Origin of the sequence: Micromonospora sp. WMMD723 (assembly GCF_049863385.1) — a bacterium.
Lineage (GTDB): Bacteria > Actinomycetota > Actinomycetes > Mycobacteriales > Micromonosporaceae > Micromonospora > Micromonospora wenchangensis.
The window spans coordinates 3262808-3280847 of record NZ_JBMKNR010000001.1; the positions used below are offsets into that span (position 1 = coordinate 3262808).

18 protein-coding genes and 2 tRNA genes are annotated in these 18040 nt (G+C 71.9%); 9 read left to right on the plus strand and 11 right to left on the minus strand.

Annotated features, from left to right (window positions below; translation table 11 throughout):
- Window positions 1-28 precede the first annotated feature (28 nt).
- The gene (gene bcp / locus ACN261_RS14790) at window positions 29-505 is read right to left on the minus strand and encodes a thioredoxin-dependent thiol peroxidase (protein WP_425850613.1); all 477 of its coding nucleotides are present in this window, start codon (window positions 503-505) and stop codon (window positions 29-31) included.
- Window positions 506-753: 248 nt separating this feature from the next.
- Between bcp and ACN261_RS14795 the strand changes: the two genes are divergently transcribed.
- Genes ACN261_RS14795 through ACN261_RS14810 form a run of 4 tightly spaced genes read left to right on the plus strand, consistent with a single transcriptional unit; the run spans window position 754 to window position 3462 of the window.
- Entirely contained in the window at window positions 754-1473 is a 720-nt protein-coding gene (locus ACN261_RS14795) for an energy-coupling factor ABC transporter permease (RefSeq protein ID WP_145918134.1), read from the plus strand.
- Entirely contained in the window at window positions 1470-1916 is a 447-nt protein-coding gene (locus ACN261_RS14800) for a PDGLE domain-containing protein (RefSeq protein WP_425850615.1), read from the plus strand. Before ACN261_RS14795 ends, ACN261_RS14800 begins: the two co-directional genes overlap by 4 nt.
- A 14-nt stretch (window positions 1917-1930) precedes the next feature.
- Entirely contained in the window at window positions 1931-2701 is a 771-nt protein-coding gene (gene cbiQ, locus ACN261_RS14805) for a cobalt ECF transporter T component CbiQ (RefSeq protein ID WP_421485914.1), read from the plus strand.
- Window positions 2698-3462, plus strand: a complete 765-nt coding sequence (locus ACN261_RS14810; protein ID WP_421485916.1) for an energy-coupling factor ABC transporter ATP-binding protein — start codon at window positions 2698-2700, stop codon at window positions 3460-3462. Before cbiQ ends, ACN261_RS14810 begins: the two co-directional genes overlap by 4 nt.
- Before the next feature lie 36 nt (window positions 3463-3498).
- On the opposite strand, the gene ACN261_RS14815 is transcribed toward ACN261_RS14810, so the two are convergent.
- The 3 genes from ACN261_RS14815 to ACN261_RS14825 are packed head-to-tail and all read right to left on the minus strand — an operon-like array spanning window position 3499 to window position 5823.
- A complete protein-coding gene (locus tag ACN261_RS14815; protein WP_421485917.1) occupies window positions 3499-4593 on the minus strand; it encodes a hypothetical protein in 1095 nt (364 codons plus the stop codon).
- Entirely contained in the window at window positions 4590-5306 is a 717-nt protein-coding gene (locus ACN261_RS14820; protein WP_421485919.1) for a DsbA family protein, read from the minus strand. Before ACN261_RS14820 ends, ACN261_RS14815 begins: the two co-directional genes overlap by 4 nt.
- Entirely contained in the window at window positions 5293-5823 is a 531-nt protein-coding gene (locus ACN261_RS14825; protein ID WP_421485920.1) for a MauE/DoxX family redox-associated membrane protein, read from the minus strand. Before ACN261_RS14825 ends, ACN261_RS14820 begins: the two co-directional genes overlap by 14 nt.
- A 352-nt stretch (window positions 5824-6175) precedes the next feature.
- Between ACN261_RS14825 and ACN261_RS14830 the strand changes: the two genes are divergently transcribed.
- Together ACN261_RS14830 and ACN261_RS14835 are read left to right on the plus strand one after the other, a co-directional pair.
- A complete protein-coding gene (locus ACN261_RS14830; RefSeq protein WP_425850618.1) occupies window positions 6176-7831 on the plus strand; it encodes a copper resistance CopC/CopD family protein in 1656 nt (551 codons plus the stop codon).
- 17 nt (window positions 7832-7848) lie between these two features.
- The gene (locus ACN261_RS14835; protein WP_421485923.1) at window positions 7849-8583 is read left to right on the plus strand and encodes a YcnI family protein; all 735 of its coding nucleotides are present in this window, start codon (window positions 7849-7851) and stop codon (window positions 8581-8583) included.
- A 229-nt stretch (window positions 8584-8812) separates the two neighbouring features.
- On the opposite strand, the gene ACN261_RS14840 is transcribed toward ACN261_RS14835, so the two are convergent.
- Window positions 8813-10093 (minus strand): glycosyltransferase family 87 protein, encoded by a 1281-nt coding sequence (locus tag ACN261_RS14840; RefSeq protein ID WP_425850621.1) that lies wholly within the window; start codon window positions 10091-10093, stop codon window positions 8813-8815.
- Between the two features lie 73 nt (window positions 10094-10166).
- On the opposite strand from ACN261_RS14840, the gene orn reads away from it, so the two are divergent.
- On the plus strand, window positions 10167-10757 hold the full coding sequence (gene orn, locus ACN261_RS14845) for an oligoribonuclease (RefSeq protein WP_421485925.1): 591 nt from the start codon (window positions 10167-10169) through the stop codon (window positions 10755-10757).
- A gap of 99 nt (window positions 10758-10856) precedes the next feature.
- Window positions 10857-10929, plus strand: a tRNA-His gene (locus tag ACN261_RS14850).
- 168 nt (window positions 10930-11097) lie between these two features.
- Here ACN261_RS14850 and ACN261_RS14855 read toward each other — a convergent pair.
- A complete protein-coding gene (locus ACN261_RS14855) occupies window positions 11098-12378 on the minus strand; it encodes an Ig-like domain-containing protein (RefSeq protein WP_425850623.1) in 1281 nt (426 codons plus the stop codon).
- Window positions 12379-12550: 172 nt separating this feature from the next.
- The gene (locus ACN261_RS14860; RefSeq protein WP_421485928.1) at window positions 12551-13825 is read right to left on the minus strand and encodes an Ig-like domain-containing protein; all 1275 of its coding nucleotides are present in this window, start codon (window positions 13823-13825) and stop codon (window positions 12551-12553) included.
- A gap of 187 nt (window positions 13826-14012) precedes the next feature.
- Between ACN261_RS14860 and ACN261_RS14865 the strand changes: the two genes are divergently transcribed.
- Window positions 14013-14088, plus strand: a tRNA-Lys gene (locus tag ACN261_RS14865).
- A gap of 142 nt (window positions 14089-14230) precedes the next feature.
- Here the strand turns inward: ACN261_RS14865 and ACN261_RS14870 are convergent.
- The 4 genes from ACN261_RS14870 to ACN261_RS14885 are packed head-to-tail and all read right to left on the minus strand — an operon-like array spanning window position 14231 to window position 17605.
- On the minus strand, window positions 14231-15448 hold the full coding sequence (locus tag ACN261_RS14870; RefSeq protein WP_425850626.1) for a tyrosine-type recombinase/integrase: 1218 nt from the start codon (window positions 15446-15448) through the stop codon (window positions 14231-14233).
- A 3-nt stretch (window positions 15449-15451) separates the two neighbouring features.
- Entirely contained in the window at window positions 15452-15658 is a 207-nt protein-coding gene (locus tag ACN261_RS14875; protein WP_208567406.1) for a helix-turn-helix transcriptional regulator, read from the minus strand.
- On the minus strand, window positions 15655-16899 hold the full coding sequence (locus tag ACN261_RS14880) for a TRM11 family SAM-dependent methyltransferase (RefSeq protein WP_425850628.1): 1245 nt from the start codon (window positions 16897-16899) through the stop codon (window positions 15655-15657). The genes ACN261_RS14875 and ACN261_RS14880 overlap by 4 nt, the downstream gene beginning before the upstream one ends.
- Window positions 16892-17605 carry a hypothetical protein gene (locus ACN261_RS14885; RefSeq protein WP_425850630.1) on the minus strand — a complete coding sequence of 238 codons (714 nt, stop codon included), beginning with the start codon at window positions 17603-17605 and terminating at the stop codon, window positions 16892-16894. Before ACN261_RS14885 ends, ACN261_RS14880 begins: the two co-directional genes overlap by 8 nt.
- Window positions 17606-18040 lie beyond the last annotated feature (435 nt).

Genomic DNA, 18040 nt, shown 5'->3' on the forward strand with positions numbered 1-18040 from the left:
CGCAGAGTAGTGGCAGGGTGTGACGCGTTCAGTCGAGGCCGAGGTCGCGGCGCAGCTTGGCGACATGGCCGGTGGCCTTGACGTTGTAGAACGCGTGCTCGATCTTCCCGTCCGGGTCGATGACGAAGGTGGACCGGATCACCCCGGTCACCGTACGGCCGTAGGACTGCTTCTCGCCGAAGGCGCCGTACGCGGTGAGCACCGCCTTGTCGACGTCGGCGACCAGCGGGAAGGTGATGGCGTCGCGCTCGCGGAACTTCGCCAGCTTGGCGGGCTGGTCGGGGGAGATGCCGACCACCTCGTAACCGGCGGCCTGCAGCGAGGCGAGCGAGTCGCGGAAGTCGCAGGCCTGCTTGGTGCAGCCGGGGGTCATCGCGGCCGGGTAGGCGTACAGGATGACCCGGCGGCCGCGCAGCGCGGCGAGGGAGAACGTCTCCCCGGTGTCGGTGGGGAGGGTGAAGTCGGGTGCGGGGTCGCCGGGGGTGAGCCGGTCGGGCGCGGTCATGGCGACGACCCTACCGCCGGGCTGCGCCGTCCCGGCCGATCCCCGCCGGGACACCCGGGACGTTCCCCGCCGCACCGTCCTGCCCGTGCGGTGCGCGCCCGTCCCGGCGTTCCCGCAGCGTGCGGTACGGCAGCCGGTGGGGGGAGTGGCGGTGGCGCGGCGGTGAACAACGCCATGCCTTGTTGCCGTGTCTTGGCAACAACCCGCGCCGGGAAATAGTCTGGTCCCGCCGGCCGACTGGAGGTCCCGTGGAAACCCTGGCGATGCACATCTCGAACGGCATCATCAACGGTCCGGTCGCGGGGATCTTCGCCGCCGTCGCGCTGGCCGCCCTGACCTTCTGCGTGCTGCGCGGCCGACGTGACCTGGACGACCGGCTCGCGCCGATGGCCGGCCTGGTCGCCGCGTTCATCTTCGCCGTGCAGATGCTCAACTTCCCGATCTTCACGGCCGGGGTCTCCGGTCACCTGCTCGGCGGCGCGCTCGCCGCCCTGCTGGTCGGCCCCTGGGTCGGCGCGCTCTGCGTCTCGGTGGTGCTGATCGTGCAGGCCCTGGTCTTCGGCGACGGCGGCGTCGCGATGCTCGGCCTGAACATCACCAACATGGCGCTGCTCGGCACCGCCGCGGCGTACCTGCTGATCGCCGGCCTGCTGCGGGTGCTGCCGCGCACCCCCACCGGCCTGGCCGTGACCGCCTTCGTCTCGGCGCTGGTCAGCGTGGTCGTCGCGTCCCAGGGCTTCGTCGTGCAGTACTGGCTGGGCGGCACCACCGACCTGGGCGGCAACCTGACCGGCCTGGCCGGCACGATGGCCGGCGTCCACCTGCTGATCGGCATCGGCGAGGGGCTGATCACCGCGACCACGGTCGCCACCGTGGCCAAGGTCCGACCCGACCTGGTGTACGCGTTGCGCGCGCTCAAGCCGGCGACCGCGCCGGCCCCCGTCCCGGCTGTCGGAGGTGCCCGGTGAGGAAGCGGTCCTGGGGTTTCGTGGCGGTCGGCCTGCTGGTCGCCCTGGTGCTGGCCGGGGTGGTCAGCAACTACGCCTCGTCGCACCCCGACGGTCTGGACTCGTCGCTGCTCAGGGGCTGCACGGTGAACGCCGACGACGAGATCACCGGCGGCTCCTGCCCGGCCCAGCAGGCGAAGGACCACGAGCTGGCCGACAGCCCGTTGGCCGACTACGGCATCCGGGGCGTGGACAACGGCTTCCTCTCCACCGGCCTGTCCGGGGTGGCCGGCGTGCTGCTCACCTTCGCTGTCGGCGGTGGCGTGTTCTGGCTGCTGCGCCGTCGTGGCCCGGCCGACGCCCCCGGCGGCGGGCAGCCCCCGGCCGACGCCCCAGGTGCCGGGCAGCCCCCGGCCGACGGGCGGCACACCGGCGACCGGCAGTCCGCCGGCACCGCCGGCTGACCGGGCGGTACGACGTGGGTGCCGGACACGCGCACGTGCTCTACCGGGACACCCCCTCCCGGGTGCACCGGCTGGCGCCCGAGGTGAAGATCGCCGCGATGGTGCTGTTCACCGTGGCGGTGGTGGCCACCCCGCGCGAGGCGTTCTGGGCCTTCGGCGGGTACGCCCTGCTGGTCGCCGTCGTCGCCGCGCTGGCCCGGGTCGGCCCGCGCTGGCTGCTGCTGCGCGCCACGATCGAGGTGCCGTTCGTGCTGTTCGCGGTCGCCCTGCCGTTCCTCGGGGCGGGTCCGCGCACCGAGTTCGTCGGGTTGAGCCTGTCGGTGGACGGCCTGCACGGGGCGTGGAACATCGTCGCCAAGGGCACCCTGGGGGTGCTCGCGTCGCTGCTGCTGGCCGCGACGACCACCACCCGGGACCTGATCGTCGGCCTGGACCGGCTGCGCTGCCCGCAGATCATCACCCAGATCGCCACGTTCATGCTGCGCTACCTCGACGTGCTGGTCGGCGAGGCCCGCCGGATGCGGGTGGCCCGGATCTCCCGGGGTGACGACCCGCGGTTCCTGTGGCAGTTGCGGGGCTTCGCCGCCGGGGTGGGCGCGTTGTTCCTGCGGGCCTTCGAACGCGGTGAGCGGGTCTACCTCGCGATGCTCTCCCGGGGGTACACCGGGCGGATGCCGGCGGTCTGGCAGGGGGCCGGGTCGGCGACCGCCGGGCAGTGGGTGGCGGCGGCGACCGTGCCGCTGGCGGCGGTGGCGATCGCCGCCACCGCCGTCGTCCTGACATGATCGGGGACGTGCCCAACGCTGTCTCCCTGGACGTCCGTGACCTCCGGTACGCGTACCCGGACGGTCACGTCGCCCTGGCCGGGGTGGACCTGGCCGTGCCGCGTGGCGGGCGGGTTGCCCTGCTCGGCCCGAACGGCGCGGGCAAGACCACGCTGGTGCTGCACCTCAACGGCATCCTCACCCCGACCGGGGGGTCGGTGAGCGTGGGCGGGCTGACGGTGTCCCGGGACCGGGACACCCTGGCCGAGATCCGCCGCCGGGTGGGTGTCGTCTTCCAGGACCCCGACGACCAGCTCTTCCTGCCCACGGTCGCCGAGGACGTGGCGTTCGGCCCGGCCAACCTGGGGTTGCGGGGTGCCGAGCTGGCCGCCCGGGTGGACGAGGCGCTGACCGCGGTGGGGATGGTCGAGCACCGGGACCGTGCCCCGCACCACCTGTCGTTCGGGCAGCGGCGTCGGGTGGCGGTGGCCACCGTGCTGGCGATGCGCCCGGAGATCCTGGTGCTCGACGAGCCGTCGTCCAACCTGGACCCGGCGGCCCGCCGGGAGCTGGCCGGGATCCTACGCGCCCTGCCGGTGACCCTGCTGATGGTCACCCACGACCTGCCCTACGCGGCGGAGCTGTGCGAGCGGGCGGTCATCCTGGACGCCGGCCGGATCGTCGCCGACGCCCCCACCGTCGACCTGCTCGCCGACGCCGAGCTGCTCTCCCGTCACCGCCTCGAACTGCCCTACGGCTTCCACCCCCGGCCGATCGGCTGACCAGGCCGGGGACTCCGGATCGCGTCCGGCAGGGGATCAGGTCCGGGCCGGCTCGGCGGCGGGCCGGGGCGCGGCGGCGCGGGCGGCGGCGTGCAGCCGGAGCAGGCCGGCGGCGACCGCCCCCACCCCGGCGACCAGCACCCCGGTCAGCAGCACCCGTGCGACGCCGCCCGACCAGGGCACCGGGGCGACGGCGCGGGACAGCACGGTCAGGTTGGCGACGCCGACGAAGAGGGCCAGGCACGCCCCGGCCAGCGCGAGCACGAAGTCGGCGGCGGGCCGGCGGGCCAGCGCCCACCCCCCGGCGGCCACCGCACCCAGCGCGGTCAGCAGCGGCCAGAGCTGCCCGGCGGCCAGCCCGAGCAGCACCCCGCCGACGCCCTGCGCCCCGGCGTCCAGCTCGCGGCCGAGCACGAGGGTGACGGCGGCGGCCCCGCCGAGGGCGAGCACTGCGCCGACGCCGCGCAGCGCCCGGGTCCCCGCGCCGGTGCCGGCCGGCAGCAGCCCCGCCGCGCCGACCAGCAGCGCGCCGAGGGTGACGGCCACCCACCAGGGGTACGGGTCCGGCGGCGGCACCCAGTCGAGGGTGCCGCGCAGCTCCGCAGGCTCGTCGCCGACGCGCAGCGCGACGGTCCACTCCCGGACCCGGTGTTCGCGGCCCGGGTCGGCGGCCACCGGGGCGGGCACCCCGGATTCCCGCCACAGGGCCCGCTGGTCGTGCCAGCGGACCCGCCTGTCGTCGCCGATCCGACGCCACTGCGGGGCGGCGGCCGGGTCGGCGGTGGCGGGCAGCGCGGTGTCCCCGGCGAGGGTGCGGTTGAGGTACGTGGCGGGGGAGCGGACGTTCTCGTACACCCCGCCCGGCCCGACCCGCAGGTACGGCTCCCCGGAGTAGCCGATCACCTCGACGTCCCGGTCGGAGTGGTTGACCAGTTCCAGCCGGGCGCCCGCCTCGACGGCCCGCGCGGTCAACCCCGGCCGGGTCGGGGTGATCCCGGTCACCGTGGTGCGGTAGTCGGTGCCGTCGGGGGCGTCCGCCCCGTGCGCGTACGCCGGTGCGGTGGTGCCGAGGAGGCCGAACAGTACGGCGGTGACCAGCAGGACGGCCCGCCGCAGGGGTGCCGGGGTCACTTGCCGGCCGCCTCCACGGCCGCGGTGATGCCGGCCGGGCTGCGGTCGGACACGGCGGTGCCGTTCACCGTGATGGTCGGGGTGCCGGTGACCCCGGCCTTGCTGGCGTCGTCGGTGACGTGTTCGGTCCACGCCGTGTACGCCCCGTCCCTGACGCAGGAGCCGAAGTCGTCCTTGTTCAGCCCGACGCCCGCGCCGATGTCGATCAACTGGTCGTTGCTCAGCCCGGCGCTGCCCTCCGGCGGCTGCTGGGCGAACAGCGCGTCGGTGAACTCCTTGAACTTGCCGCCCTTCGCGGCGCAGCCGGACGCGGCCGAGGACCGGGTGGAGTATTCGGTGGTGGAGAACCGGTTGAGGTAGGCGACCGGGTGGAAGACCACCTTGGCCTTGCCGGAGCTGACCAGCTGGTTGATGGTCTCCCCGCTGGTCTGCTGGAACTGCTTGCAGGCCGGGCAGAGGTAGTCCTCGTAGAGGTCGATGGTGACCGGCCCGGTGCCGAGCACGACACCGGTGCCGGCGTCGTTCGTACCGGGCGGGGCGGTGAAGGTGTCCGACTTCTGGCTGGAGTAGACGCTCCACCCGATCAGGCCGGCGATCACCAGCACCACCACCGCCCCGACGGAGGTCCAGAGGGTCCGCTTGCGGCGCTTCTCCCGGGCGAGCTGTTCGCGGACCACCCGCGCGGCCTCGTTGCGTCCCTTACGACTGCTCATCGTCGTCCTCCACGGATGGGTCGCCCGCGAGCCAGCCGTCCACCGAGAACGGGGTGCGGGGCCAGATCAGCAGGAATCCGGCCAGGGCCAGGAATCCCAGGTCCCGGAGGATCTCCGGGAGGTAGCTCGGGGACTGGCCGGCGGCGAGCTGCCCGCCGCTGCCGAAGCACCCGCAGTCGATGGCCAGGCCACGGGCCCAGGCCGAGGCGATGCCGGCGATGAAGACCACCAGCAGCGCGGCGGAGATCCCGGCGCTCAGCCGGGTCGCCAGCCCGGCGAGCAGGAGCAGGCCCAACGCCAGTTCCACGAACGGCAGCGCGGCCCCGATCGCCGTCGCCACCTCGTAGGGCATCACCTGGTACGCGTTGACGGCCCGGCCGGAGGCGGCGAGGTCACCGACCTTCGTCCCGCCGGCGTACAGCCAGACGGCGGCCAGGCCGAGCCGGGCGGCGACGCCGAGCCAGGGGCGGACGAGCGGCCAGCGGCCGGCCGGGGTACGCGCGGTGGTCACGCTCATTGGTCGTCCCGCCGGGCCCGTGGGTTCCCCGGGGTGACCGGTCGCCGGGTCGCCGGTCGGGGCACCGGGGGCCGCTCGGGGCCGGGCGGCGGGCCGCTACGGCCGGTGGCGGAGGGGTCGCGGTGAGCGGGGATCACGACAAGCCAGGCTACGCGGCGTGGCGGGGGCGGGCAGGGTCGTTCGGCCCTTTCCATGGTCCCGCTCACGCCGGGAACTTTTCCCCGCCGCCGTACGACTACCTGCTCATGACGTCCCACCACCTGCGGCAGGCGCTCCGGCCGCCGTGGCTACCCCCTGCCGGCGCGGGGTGGCCGGGTGGGCGTACCGGCCTGCGGTCAGCGAGCATGGCGGGATGAACGCAGTCGATCGTCGCCGGCTGGCCCGGCTGGGGGCCGCCGCCGGCCTGCTGGTCACCCTCGTCGCCCTGCTGCTCGCCCCGGCCGGGCCGGCGAGCGCCCACGCCGTGCTCTCCAGCAGCAGCCCGGTGGCCTCGTCCGTGGTGCCGAGCGCCCCGTCAGAGGTGGTGCTGACGTTCAGCGAGTCGGTCCGCAAGGTGCCCGACAAGGTACGCGTCATCGCCCCGGACGGCTCCCGCGCCGACCGGGGCGAGCCCCGGTTCGAGGGATCGGTGGTGACGATCGGGGTGGACCCGGCCGGGCCGCAGGGCACCTACCTGGTCAGCTACCGGGTGATCTCCGCCGACAGCCACCCGGTGTCCGGGGCGTTCACCTACTCGGTGGGGGCGCCGTCGACGCCACCGACCGACTCCGGCTCGGACAGCCGCGCCGACCCGGTGGTCGGCGCGGGCGTGAAGGTGACCAAGTACCTGGGGTACGCGGGTCTGCTGCTGGTGGTGGGCCCGGCGCTGGTGCTGGCCGCGCTCTGGCCGCTGCGGCTGTCCCGGCGGGGCCCGGCCCGGCTGCTCTGGTCCGGCGTGGGGCTGCTGGCCGTCGCGACGGTGGCCGAGGTGTGGTTGCAGGTGCCGTACACCGCCGGCGGGGGGTTGTTCGACGTCACCGGGGAGGGCCTGTCCGAGGTGCTGGGCAGCGGGTACGGCACCGCCCACCTGATCCGGCTGGGCCTGCTCGTGGCGGCGGTGTTCCTGCTCCGGCCGCTGACCCGGGGACCGGTGGGGCGTACCGACGGGATCATCCTCACCGGGCTCGGGGTGGCCGGGCTGTTCACCTGGCCGCTGGCCGGGCACCCGGCGGCCTCCCCGGCGCCGGCGGTGTCGGTGCTCGTCGACGCGGTGCACCTGGGCAGCATGGCGGTCTGGCTGGGCGGCCTGGTGATGCTGGCCGGGTTCCTGCTGCGCCGGGCCGACGAGCGGGAGCTGGGGGCGATCCTGCCGATCTGGTCCCGCTGGGCGGCGCTGGCGGTGGCGGCGCTGCTGCTGGCCGGCGTCGTGCAGGGGCTGATCGAGGTGGGCACCCTCCAGGCCCTCACCGGCACCACGTACGGCCGGCTGCTGCTCGCCAAGATCGGGCTGTTCGCGCTGGTGGTGGCCGTGGCCGCGTACTCGCGGCAGTTGGTGCGGCGGCGGACCGCGGCGGTCCGGCCGGTGCCGGTGCGGCGCGCGGTCTGGGTGGAGCTGGCGATCACCGCGGTGATCCTGGGGGTGACGGCGACCCTGGTGCAGACCCCGCCGGCCCGGACCGCCGTCGACGGCGGGTCGGGCGCGGACGCCGGCTACTACTCGACCACGCTGACCAGCCCGATCTACTCGCTGCAGGTGGAGCTGGACCCGGCCGAGCGGGGCAACAACTCGATGCACCTGTACGCCTACACGCCTGACAACCGGCCGCAGCCGGTGGTGGAGTGGAAGGCCACCGCCGCGCTGCCCTCGGCCGGGGTCGAGGCGATCGACATCCCACTGCTCAAGCTCACCGACAACCACGCGACCGGGGAGTTCAGCTTCCCGTCGGCGGGTGAGTGGCAACTGCGTTTCACGGTCCGTACGTCCGACATCGACCAGGCCACGGTGACCGCCACCGTGCCGATCAAGTAAGGAAGGGCCCGTCCCCGATGATCCGTCTCCGGCGCTCCGCATCCGCCGCCGCGCTCACCCTCGCCGCCGTCACCGCCACGGTGCTCGGCTTCGCCGGGCCGGCCGCGGCGCACGTCACGGTCAACCCGAAGGAGGCGACCCAGGGCAGCTACGGCCGCTTCGCCGTCCGGGTGCCCAACGAGAGCGACACCGCCTCCACCGTCAAGATCGAGGTGAACCTGCCGGAGAACGCCCCGGTCGGCTCGGTCTCCACGATGCCGGTGCCGGGGTGGACGGTCGCGGTGGAGAAGCGCAAGGTGGACCCGCCGATCGAGGTGCACGGCAGCCAGCTCACCGAGGCGGTGTCGAAGCTCACCTGGACGGCCGCCGCCGGTGGGGGTGTCAAGCCTGGCGAGTTCCAGGAGTTCCCGATCTCGCTCGGTCCGCTGCCGCAGGTGGACAAGATGGTCTTCAAGACGCTCCAGACCTACTCCGACGGCAACGTGTCGCGCTGGATCGAGGAGCCCACGCCGGGTGCGGAGGAGCCGGAGAACCCGGCGCCGGTGCTGACCCTGACGGCGGCTGCCGCGTCCCCCTCGGCGGCCCCGGCAGCGGCGGGTGCGCCGGCCGCGAAGGACGACGACGATGACGACGACGCCGGGTCGACGGCGGTCGTGCTGGGCGTCGCCGGTCTGCTGGCCGGGCTCGGCGGGCTGGCCCTCGGCGGGCTGGCCTTCGCCCGGACCCGGCGGGAGCCGACGCCGAAGTCCTGACCCGTACCACCCGCACCGGCCCGTCGGACCCGTCCGGCGGGCCGGTCGCGTCGCCGCCCCCGACGCGGTGCCGGACGGGCCCGGACGCGGTGCCCGACGGGCCCGGACGCGGTGACGGCCCTCCGCGCTGCCGACGCGGAGGGCCGTCTCACCGGGGGATCGGTGGGCTGTGGGTCGTGACCGACTGACCCCAGATTAGCGCCAAAGGTCGAATAAGGGAATATCTGTCCTATTGGTGCTGCCGGTCGGCGGTCGGCACGGGCTCCCGTTCCCGCCTGCGCTCCCGGCGGACCGGCAGCAGCACGAGCAGCAGCAGCGCCAGCAGCACGTACTCGTTGCGCAGCAGGAACTCCCACGGGTTGTCCGTACGGGCCGGGGCCACCCCCCAGTCGTAGAACGACACCACCCCGTAGACGATCACCAGGCCGGTGCCGGTGGCGAGGGTGAGCAGCCGCCGCCGACGGCGCGCCCCCGCCGGGGTCTGCGGGTCGGCGTCGAGCGCGGCGTCCACCAGCACCACCACCGCCGGGATGAACCAGTAGATGTGGTGGGTCCAGGTGATCGGGCTGACCAGACCGCCGACCAGCCCGGTGAGGGTGAGGCCGGTCAGCCAGTCACCGGCCCCGGCGGCGCGGGCCGCCCGCCACAACCCGTACCCCAGGATCGCCACGACCAGCACCAGCCAGAGCAGCCGGTTCGGCTCCTGCGGCGCGTCGATCCGGCTGAGCAGCCCGAACAGCGACTGGTTGCCGGTGTAGTCGGTGCGCCCCACCCGGTCGGTGGCCCACAGCTCGTGGGTCCAGAACCGCCACGAGTCGCGGGGGGCCACCGCGGCGGCCAGCAGCGTCGCCGCCGCAGCCGTGACACTCGCCACCACCGCCGCCCGCCACCGCCGGGTCACCAGCAGGTAGACGATGAAGATGCCCGGGAAGAGCTTGAGGGCCGTGGCCAGCCCGACACCCACCCCGGCCCAGCGCCGTGCCTGCGGTACGGCGAAGAGCAGGTCGGCCAGGATCAGCACCACCAGCAGCATGTTGATCTGACCGAAGGTGATCGTCTCCCGGGTGCTCTCCACCGCGAAGACCAGCAGCACCGCCACGGTGAGCGCGTACGTCCGGTGCAGACCGTGCCGCTCGATCACCGGCAGCACCAGCCACCGGGTGGTGACCACGACGGCGACGCAGGTCAGCGCCGTGAAGATGACGATGGTCAGGCCCAGCGGCAGCACCCCGAACGGCCGCAGCAGCAGGGCGCTGAACGGCGGGTAGGTGAAATACAACTCACCCTGAACCCGGTCGGGCTGCACGTAGTCGTAGAGCGGGTGCCCGGACGCCCACCAGTCCATCGCCCGCATGTAGATCTTCAGGTCGAAGAAGTCGTGCACCAGGCCCGGCAGGTAGAGCGCCGGCAGCACGGCCGCCAGCGCCAGCACCGTGACGACCCGGCGGGCCGTACGACTTCGCTGGTCCTCCGGGGTGGTGACGGGGGACGCGACGGATTCGGCGGGCACGGGGAAACCCTAGCGGTCCCACCCCGCGACAGTGCCGAGGCGCGGGTACCTGGGCTGCGCGTAGTCTGTTGCGGTGGCTGACCTTCTCGTCTGGATCGACTGTGAGATGACCGGGCTCGACCTCGGCAGCGACAAGCTGATCGAGGTGGCGGCACTGGTCACCGACCCCGACCTCAACGTGCTGGGGGAGGGCGTGGACGTGGTCATCCACGCCGACGAGGCGGCCCTGGAGGCGATGCCGGAGATCGTCCGCACCATGCACGCCAAATCCGGGCTCACCGAGGAGGTGCGCCGTTCCACGGTCACCCTCGCCGAGGCCGAGGACATGGTCCTGGAGTACGTCACCAGCCACGTGAAGGACCCGCGCACCGCGCCGCTGTGCGGCAACTCGATCGCCACCGACCGGGGCTTCATCGCCCGGGACATGACCCGGCTCGACGCCCACCTGCACTACCGCATGATCGACGTGTCGTCGATCAAGGAGCTGTGCCGGCGCTGGTACCCCCGGGTGTACTTCGGCCAGCCCCGCAAGGGGCTGGCGCACCGGGCCCTGGCCGACATCCGGGAGAGCATCCGCGAACTGGAGTACTACCGGCGCACCCTGTTCGTGCCGCTGCCCGGCCCGGACGTCGAGACGGCGAAGGCGATCGCGGCGCAGCTCTAGGCCGGTGCCCGCCGAAGGGCGGAACCCGCTGGACGGGCCCCGCCCGGGTGTGGCTATTATTAATCCGCACCCGCCCGGGAAACCGGCGCGGACGGCATGGTGGCTGTAGCTCAGTTGGCAGAGCACCGGGTTGTGGTCCCGGTTGTCGTGGGTTCAATTCCCATCAGTCACCCGGTTAGTGGATGTTCTCCACCGCAGGCCCCCTCACACGAGGGGGCCTGAGTCGTTTCCGGGCCCGAGTTGTTTCCGGGCCTGAGCCGCCCGGGGGTCGGGGTGCCGTCGAAGACGGGTCGGCCCCCACCTTCAGGCGGGGGCCGACCCGTACGGTGTGCCGCAGGGATCAGGGCGTCGGCTCGGCGCTCGGCGTCGGCGTGTTCCCGGCGTCCGGCTGCCCGGCGTCCGGCTCGTACGGCAGGGCGCTGCCCTTGACGTACTGGTCCCAGCTCATGTTCCAGTCGGTCCAGCCGTTGCCGTTCTGGAGCTTGCGCTCGGTGCCCTTGACGGTGATCGGGTCACCGATCTTGGTGTTGGCGAACAGCCAGGCACCGTCCTTCATCGACACGTTGACGCAGCCGTGCGAGACGTTCGTGGTGCCCTGCTGCCCCTCCGACCAGGGGGCGGCGTGGATGAACTCGCCACCCCAGGTGAGCCGCTGGGCATAGTCGATCTTGGTGCGGTAGCCCTCCTCGGGGCCCAGCTCCTCCATGGTGTCGAAGACCGTCTTGCGCAGCTTCTCGATCACCACCATCGTGCCGCTGGACGAGGGGGTGCTCTTCTTGCCCAGGCTGACCGGGATGGTCTTGACGACCTTGCCGTCCTTGGTGACGGTCATCCGCTTGGTCTTGTTGTCGACCTGCATCACCACCGACGGGCCGACCTTGACGTCCACGGTCAGGTCGGAGCGGCCGTACCAGCCGCCGCCCATCGGCAGCCCACCGGCCCGCACCCGGTACGAGATCGTGGTGCCCGACTGCCAGAACTCCTTGGGCCGGTAGCGGACCTCGGTGGGGCTGACCCAGTGCCAGACGCCCTCCTGGGCCGGAGTGCTGGTGACCGTCATCCGGCGCTGCACGTCGTCGCGGTAGTCCTCCGGGACGGCCCGACCGAACTTCACGATCAGCGGCATGCCCACGCCGACCACCTGGTTGTCGCCGAGGAAGCTGGTCACCCGCACCTGCTTGTCCGGCTTGGCCATCACCGTGAAGGCGCTGGTGGCCGTGGCGGGCTTGCCGTCCTCACCGGTCGCCGTGACGGTGGCGGTGTACTTCTCCCCGTACTCCAGCGTGCCGTCGGGCACCCAGCTCGCGCCGTCCGCGGCGAGCTTGCCCTCGACGGCCTTGCCGGCGGCGTCGGTGAGCGTGACGGTGGTGTCCTTCGCGTCCTTGGCGGTGAAGACGATGCCGGTGGAGGCCGGGACGTCGGTGGCGTCGGCCTTCGGCTCGGTGATCGTCGCGCTGGCCTTCGGCGCGGCCTCCTCGCCGCCGCCCTGCCAGCTCGACGGCTTGTCGCCGCCCGAGCCGGTGCAGGCGGAGGTGAGGGCCAGCGCCGCGGCGAGGACCCCCGCCGCGAGCACCCGGCGGCGACCGGTACGCCCGGTCAGGTGGTCCTGGACAACTCGCATGATTCCCTCACAGTCGTGGTCCCCGATGTCCCATCGTCCCTCACAGACGCGGCGGCACGCCCGTCGGTTGCGAAGGGTGAACTGAAACACGCCGCCGAGCAGAGCGCGACCACGCTGGGTCATCGGCCCGTGCCGGTCCGGGTCGGCGCGGCACGCCGACCCGGACCGGAGGTCAGACCAGTGGGCCCGAACCACCCTGCGGCACCGGCACCGCGCTGCCCTTGACGAAATCCGCCCAGGTCAGGCTCCAGGCCGTCCACCCGTTGCCCTGTTCGAGCTTGCGCGGGGTGCCCTTGACCGTGATCGGGTCACCCACCTTCGTCTGGGAGAAGAGCCACTTGCCCATCGCCATCGACACGTTGACGCAGCCGTGCGACACGTTCCGCCGGCCCTGCACCCCCTCGGACCACGGTGCCGCGTGGATGTACTCGCCGCCCCAGGTCAGCCGCTGAGCGAAATCGATCTCGGTGCGGTACTGGTTGGCCGGGTCCGGCTCGTCCATGGTGTCGAAGACGGTCTTCTCCTTCTTCTCCATCACCACCATGGTGCCGCTGGACGACGGGGTGCTCTTCTTGCCCAGGCTGACCGGCAGCGTCTTGATCAGCTGGCCACCCTGGAAGACCTCCATCTGCTTGGTGGCGTTGTCCACCTTCATCTCGAAGGCCCGCCCGATCTTGGCGGTGGCCGACCGGTCCACGTTGCCGTACCGGCCGTTGCTCAGCGGAATACCGGCCAGCGCGATCCGGACGCTCAACGTCGTACCCGGCTGCCAGTACTCAGGCGCCCGGTAGTACGCCTGCGTGCCGTTGGCGACCCAGTGCCAGGCCCCCGGCTGCGGTGGATCGGTCCTGACGAACATCCGCTTCTGGACGGCCGCCCGGTCCTTCTTCGGGATGCCCGGGCTGAACTCGGCCACCACCGGCATGGCCACGCCGTACGTCCGGTCGTCGAAGAGGTACAGGCCGGAGCCGATCATCGAGTTCGGCTTGGCCATCGTGGTGAACGTGCTCACCCCCTGCAGGGGTTGGCCGTCGGCGCCGGTGCCGGTCACCGTGGCCTTGTATTTGGTGTTGTACTTCAGGGCCGACGACGGCACCCAGGAGCTGCCGTCCAGACGCATCTTCCCGCCGACCTGCTTGCCGTCACCTGTGGTGAGGGTGACCGAGGAGACCTTTCCGCCGGCCGGGAGGTCGGCGCTGATCTCGGTGCTGACCGGTCTGCCCTTCGCCCCGTTCGCCGGACTGACCGTCAGGTCGGCCGCCGTCGGCGCGGACGGCGACGCGCCCCCGGACTGCGTCGGAGTCGCCCCCCCGGCGCTCGGCGTAGCCACGGTGCCGCCGACGAACTCGGCTTCCTTCTTCTGGTCGCCGCCGCAACCGGCCAGAGCCAGCGACGCCGCCAGGACAAGGGCACCCGCCATCGCCCCGCCCCGCGTGAACCTGCCCATCCCCACCTCTGTTCTCGCGTGCCTGGCGGACATCGTGCCCCATGCCGGCCACCAGCTCGATGCCGGACGTGTGTTGTCGGGGTGATGTGTTCACTTTTGCCCGATAAGCTCGCCCGAAGGGTGGAGCCGGGTATCGGATTGGAACCCCGCTCATGGCCCGTGCTAGTGTTCTCTCCGTTGCCAACGAGCGCCGCTAGCTCAACTGGCAGAGCAGCGGACTCTTAATCCGCGGGTTCGGGGTTCGAGTCCCTGGCGGCGCACCACAAAAAGGCCCTGACCAGCATGTAGCTGGGCAGGGCCTTGATGTTTGTCTATGTAGTTTTGAACCGCCCCCCGTAAACCCCTCAGTAACGCCGTGGGGCGATCGCATTCGACGGGGCGGGTGGTGCTGCCGCCGCTACCCGTCTATGCGGTCGGCTGCGGGCCAGGGCCGGGGTTCTCCGGATCGCCTGACGTTGGCCTTCCGCCGAGCTGTTCGAGGATGGCGGAGCTGTCCGGGGCGAGGGCGGCCTTGACGATGTAGTGCTTCTTGGTGATCTCGTTGCTTCCGTGCCCGAGCTGGGCGGCGGCGCTGTCGGTGTTGGCCTCCCTGTCGATCAGGGTGGCGACGGTCTTGCGGAAGGTGTGCGGGGTGACCCATTCGAGGCCGGTGTCGGCGCGGGCTGCACGCCACTGCCGGCGGACGTTCGGCGGGGAGAGCCAGGTGCCGCGTCGGGAGGCGAAAATCGCGTCGTGGGGGTTGTCGGCGGCGTCGAGCTTGCGTGCCATCAGCATTCCGACCGCGAAGCGGGGCAGGACCACTGACCGGAAGCCCGCGTCGGTCTTCGTCCACTCCTGGCGGAAGAAGCCCTGGCCTTTGACGTAGATGATGGTGCCGCAGATCGTCAGGACGGGGTGTTCGACGGCGAGATCCAGGTCTTCCCACCGCAGCGCCAGGATCTCGCCGATGCGGGCGCCGGTGGCGAGCATGAGGTCAACGATGTCGGCCAGGTCGCTGGTCGGGCGAGGGCCTGACTTACCGGGGGTCGGCTGTTGCCATCTCCGGATCGCCGCGCGGACGTCGTCGAGTTGTTCCCGTTCGAGGGCGACGACGGTCTTGCGTGGCTTGCGTAGGCGGCTGGTGTCGCGGATGGGGTTGGTGGTGAGCGCGCCGCGACGTACGGCCAGGGCCAACATCTGGCCGAGGACCACCTTCGCACTCTTGGCGGCCGAGGGGCGATCCTCGGCGATCTTGCGCAGGAACTTGTCGATGCGGCCCGCGCTTGCCTCCCGGATCCGTAGGTCACCCAGGGCGGGCACGATGGAGACCCGCACGCTGATCTCGTACCTGCTGATGCTCTGCGGCGAGACGCGCTCCTCTGCGGTGATCTCTTCCAGCCACCGAGCAGCGAGCGTGCTGACGTGCGTCTCCCGGGTGATCTCGTCGTCGTTGGGGGCCACCCGGTCGCGGAGCTTGATCTTCAGCGCGCGAATGGCGGCCGGGCCGGTGGTGTCGGTGGCCTCGACGTCGCGGGTCTTGCCGTCGTGATCGCGGTAGCGGGTTCGGGCGCAGTACCGGTTGGGGCCGAGCTTCTCGGTGCGGATGTTGCCCCAGGTGCCGATGGGTAGTGGAGGTCGGGCCATGGCTCAGCGCTCCGGGTCGGTGTGGGCGTCGAGCCAGCGTTCGACCTCGCTGCGTCGGTAGCGCAGGGTGTTGCCGACGCGGATGGCGCGTGGTCCTTTGCCTCGGCTGTGCCAGGCGTAGAGGGTGTTTTTCGGCTTGCCCAGCCAGGTCGCGACGTCGTCGATGGTCAGGAGGGGGTCGGGTCGCCACTCGGCGGCCGGGGTGTTCACTGTGGGTCCGTCGTGGTGGGTGGGCCGGGCTGGGGGTGTGGCCTGGGGGGATCGTCGGACCACTGGTGGTCGGTGGGGGCGCGTCGTACGTCCCCTGGCGTGGGGTGCAGATGGGGCGGGCACGGATCGGGTGTCCTTTCATCGTCCCGGCCGGGGTGGGGCCGGGGGTCGATGGCGCTGCCGCCGGGATTGGCGTTTCCGGGGGGCATCGCCTGTGCACGTCGATCCACGCGGTGTGGGACGGAGGCATCAAGCTGATCAGCGTGCGCCGTGGTGCCGACTGGCCAGCTCTCGGCGTCGTGCGCGCTGGAGTTCGTCGGGCGGCGGAAAACGGCGACGTCCTCGTGTTGCAGGAGCCATTGCGGGTCGCCGGTGGCGATGGCGTCGCGGATGTTCTTCTGCTGGAAGAACGAGGCGCGGGGGATGATCCGGCCGTCGCGGACGCCGCAGATGAGGGCGATGCACTCCTCAACGAGTTCGAGGCCGGCGTTGATGCCGGCGGCGGCGACCATGCCGGGGATGTCGATGAGTTCACCGTGACGGCGGTAGGGCCGGGCGGTGACGATGACGTGCCCGCCGGGACGCAGGAGTTGGCGGCAACCGGTGAGGATCGCGGTGAACCCGTCGGCGAGTTGGCCGGGGGTGCGGTAGGCGAGGTTGTCGCTGCTGCCGTACCTATGGTTGATCTTGCGGACCTGTCCGCGTCTCGGGCCTGGTGTGCGGACGTGGCCGTGGGTGGACGGCCCGTAGGGCGGTGAGGTGATCACCAGGGACACCTGTCCGTGCAGGCTGGCCGGCAGCAGGGCCGGTAGGGCGGTGGAGTCGCCGTGGTACATCTCGCCCCGACCCGGTGCGCCGGCTCGGAGGGCGTGGCGGATGTTGTCGGCTGCTTTGGCGACCCATTCGGCTTCGTACTCGACGCCGACGCCGTGGCGGCCGAGGTGCATGGCTTCGATGACGGTGGTCCCGATGCCGGCCATGGGGTCGAGGACCATGTCGCCGGGGTTGGTGTAGGTGCGGATGGCGTACCGGGCGATGGTGGGCAGCATCTTTCCGGGGTGGGCCAACGACTCCGGGGTGTATCGGCCGCGTCGTAGGTCGCGGGACGGGTGCTGACCGGTGAGCCAGACCGTGCCGAGGTAGCCCTCGGCGAGCAGGGCCGCCAGATCGGGCCCGTCAGGGTACGGCGGTGTGGAGTTGTGCAGGCCGGTGGCCCGTTGCGACGGACGAGGCTCAGGCATGGGCGTTCTCCTCACCGGTGGCGGTGGTCCCGAACACGACCAGGTCCCGGAACGTCGGAAGGTGCCGACCGGCGAGCAGCCGCCGTCGGTCGTCGCCTTCGTCGGGGCGTTCCGGGTCGCTGCGCGGTTCGTGCTCGGGGAGCGGGACGAGGACGGCGGGGATGTGTTGGTGGTAGAAGAGGCCGGCGGCGCGGGCGGCGGCGATGACCGTCGCGCGGTAGCTGAACCCGCCGGGTGGGGGTGGCGCGGTGGTGAGTCCGGCGATCAGGAACCCGCCGGGGCGCAGCAGTGGCTGCCAGGTGCTCATTGCGGTGTTCACGTCGTCGTGAAGTTGCTCGATCGTCTGTGGTAGTGCCGCCAGGATCAGGTCGACACCCTGATCGGGCCGATGAGGCACGCCGGAGTTCGGCCGTGCGGAAGGTGGGAGCCACAGGCGCAGACCGTGGGGGTCGGTGTGCAGCTGAGCTGGTATCCGGTGCAGGTAGGTGGTCGCGGCGAGGACGGCAGGGTGCGCGTCGAGGTCGAGAACCACATCCCCGGCGTTGGTGTATCGGCGGATGAGATAGGCGAGGTGGTTCGGGGATAGTCCGTGCCAGTCCGGCACTTCCGGGCGGTGCGTGCGCGGTGTGCGGGCGTGGGGGAGGAGCAACCCGACCGGTACCGGCTGAGGCCGGTCGTCGGGAGCGGTGGACCTGGGCTTCGGCATGGCGTGTGGGCCACGTCCGCCGACGAGCGCTGACACCAATGGATTACAAATCTGGACCTCGGATTGGAAACCAGACCCCTGCCGGCGTACGGGTCCAAGATGTGCCTAAGCAGGTACGGCCGGAGCGCTTAGTACTCCAGCCTCACCTGATGAAGTTGGAGTCTTCGCTGGTAGTGGGCTGTTCTGGCGCGGTACTGGTGTCGGCGTCGCCATCGTGACCATCGATGTATGTGGTCGAAGGTTCGGGTGGTGGTGATCAGGTGTGCCAGGAGACGGCGGACCTCGCCGAGGGTGAGGGGGATGAGGCCGTCATCGGATTCGGCGCCCCCCTTTTAGCGTGGGCGGCGGTGACGGCGAGGTAGGCGTGGGCGCACAGAACGAGAGTTATGTGCCGGTACCAGGCGTCGTACCGGCGGGCCTGGTAGTGATCTAATC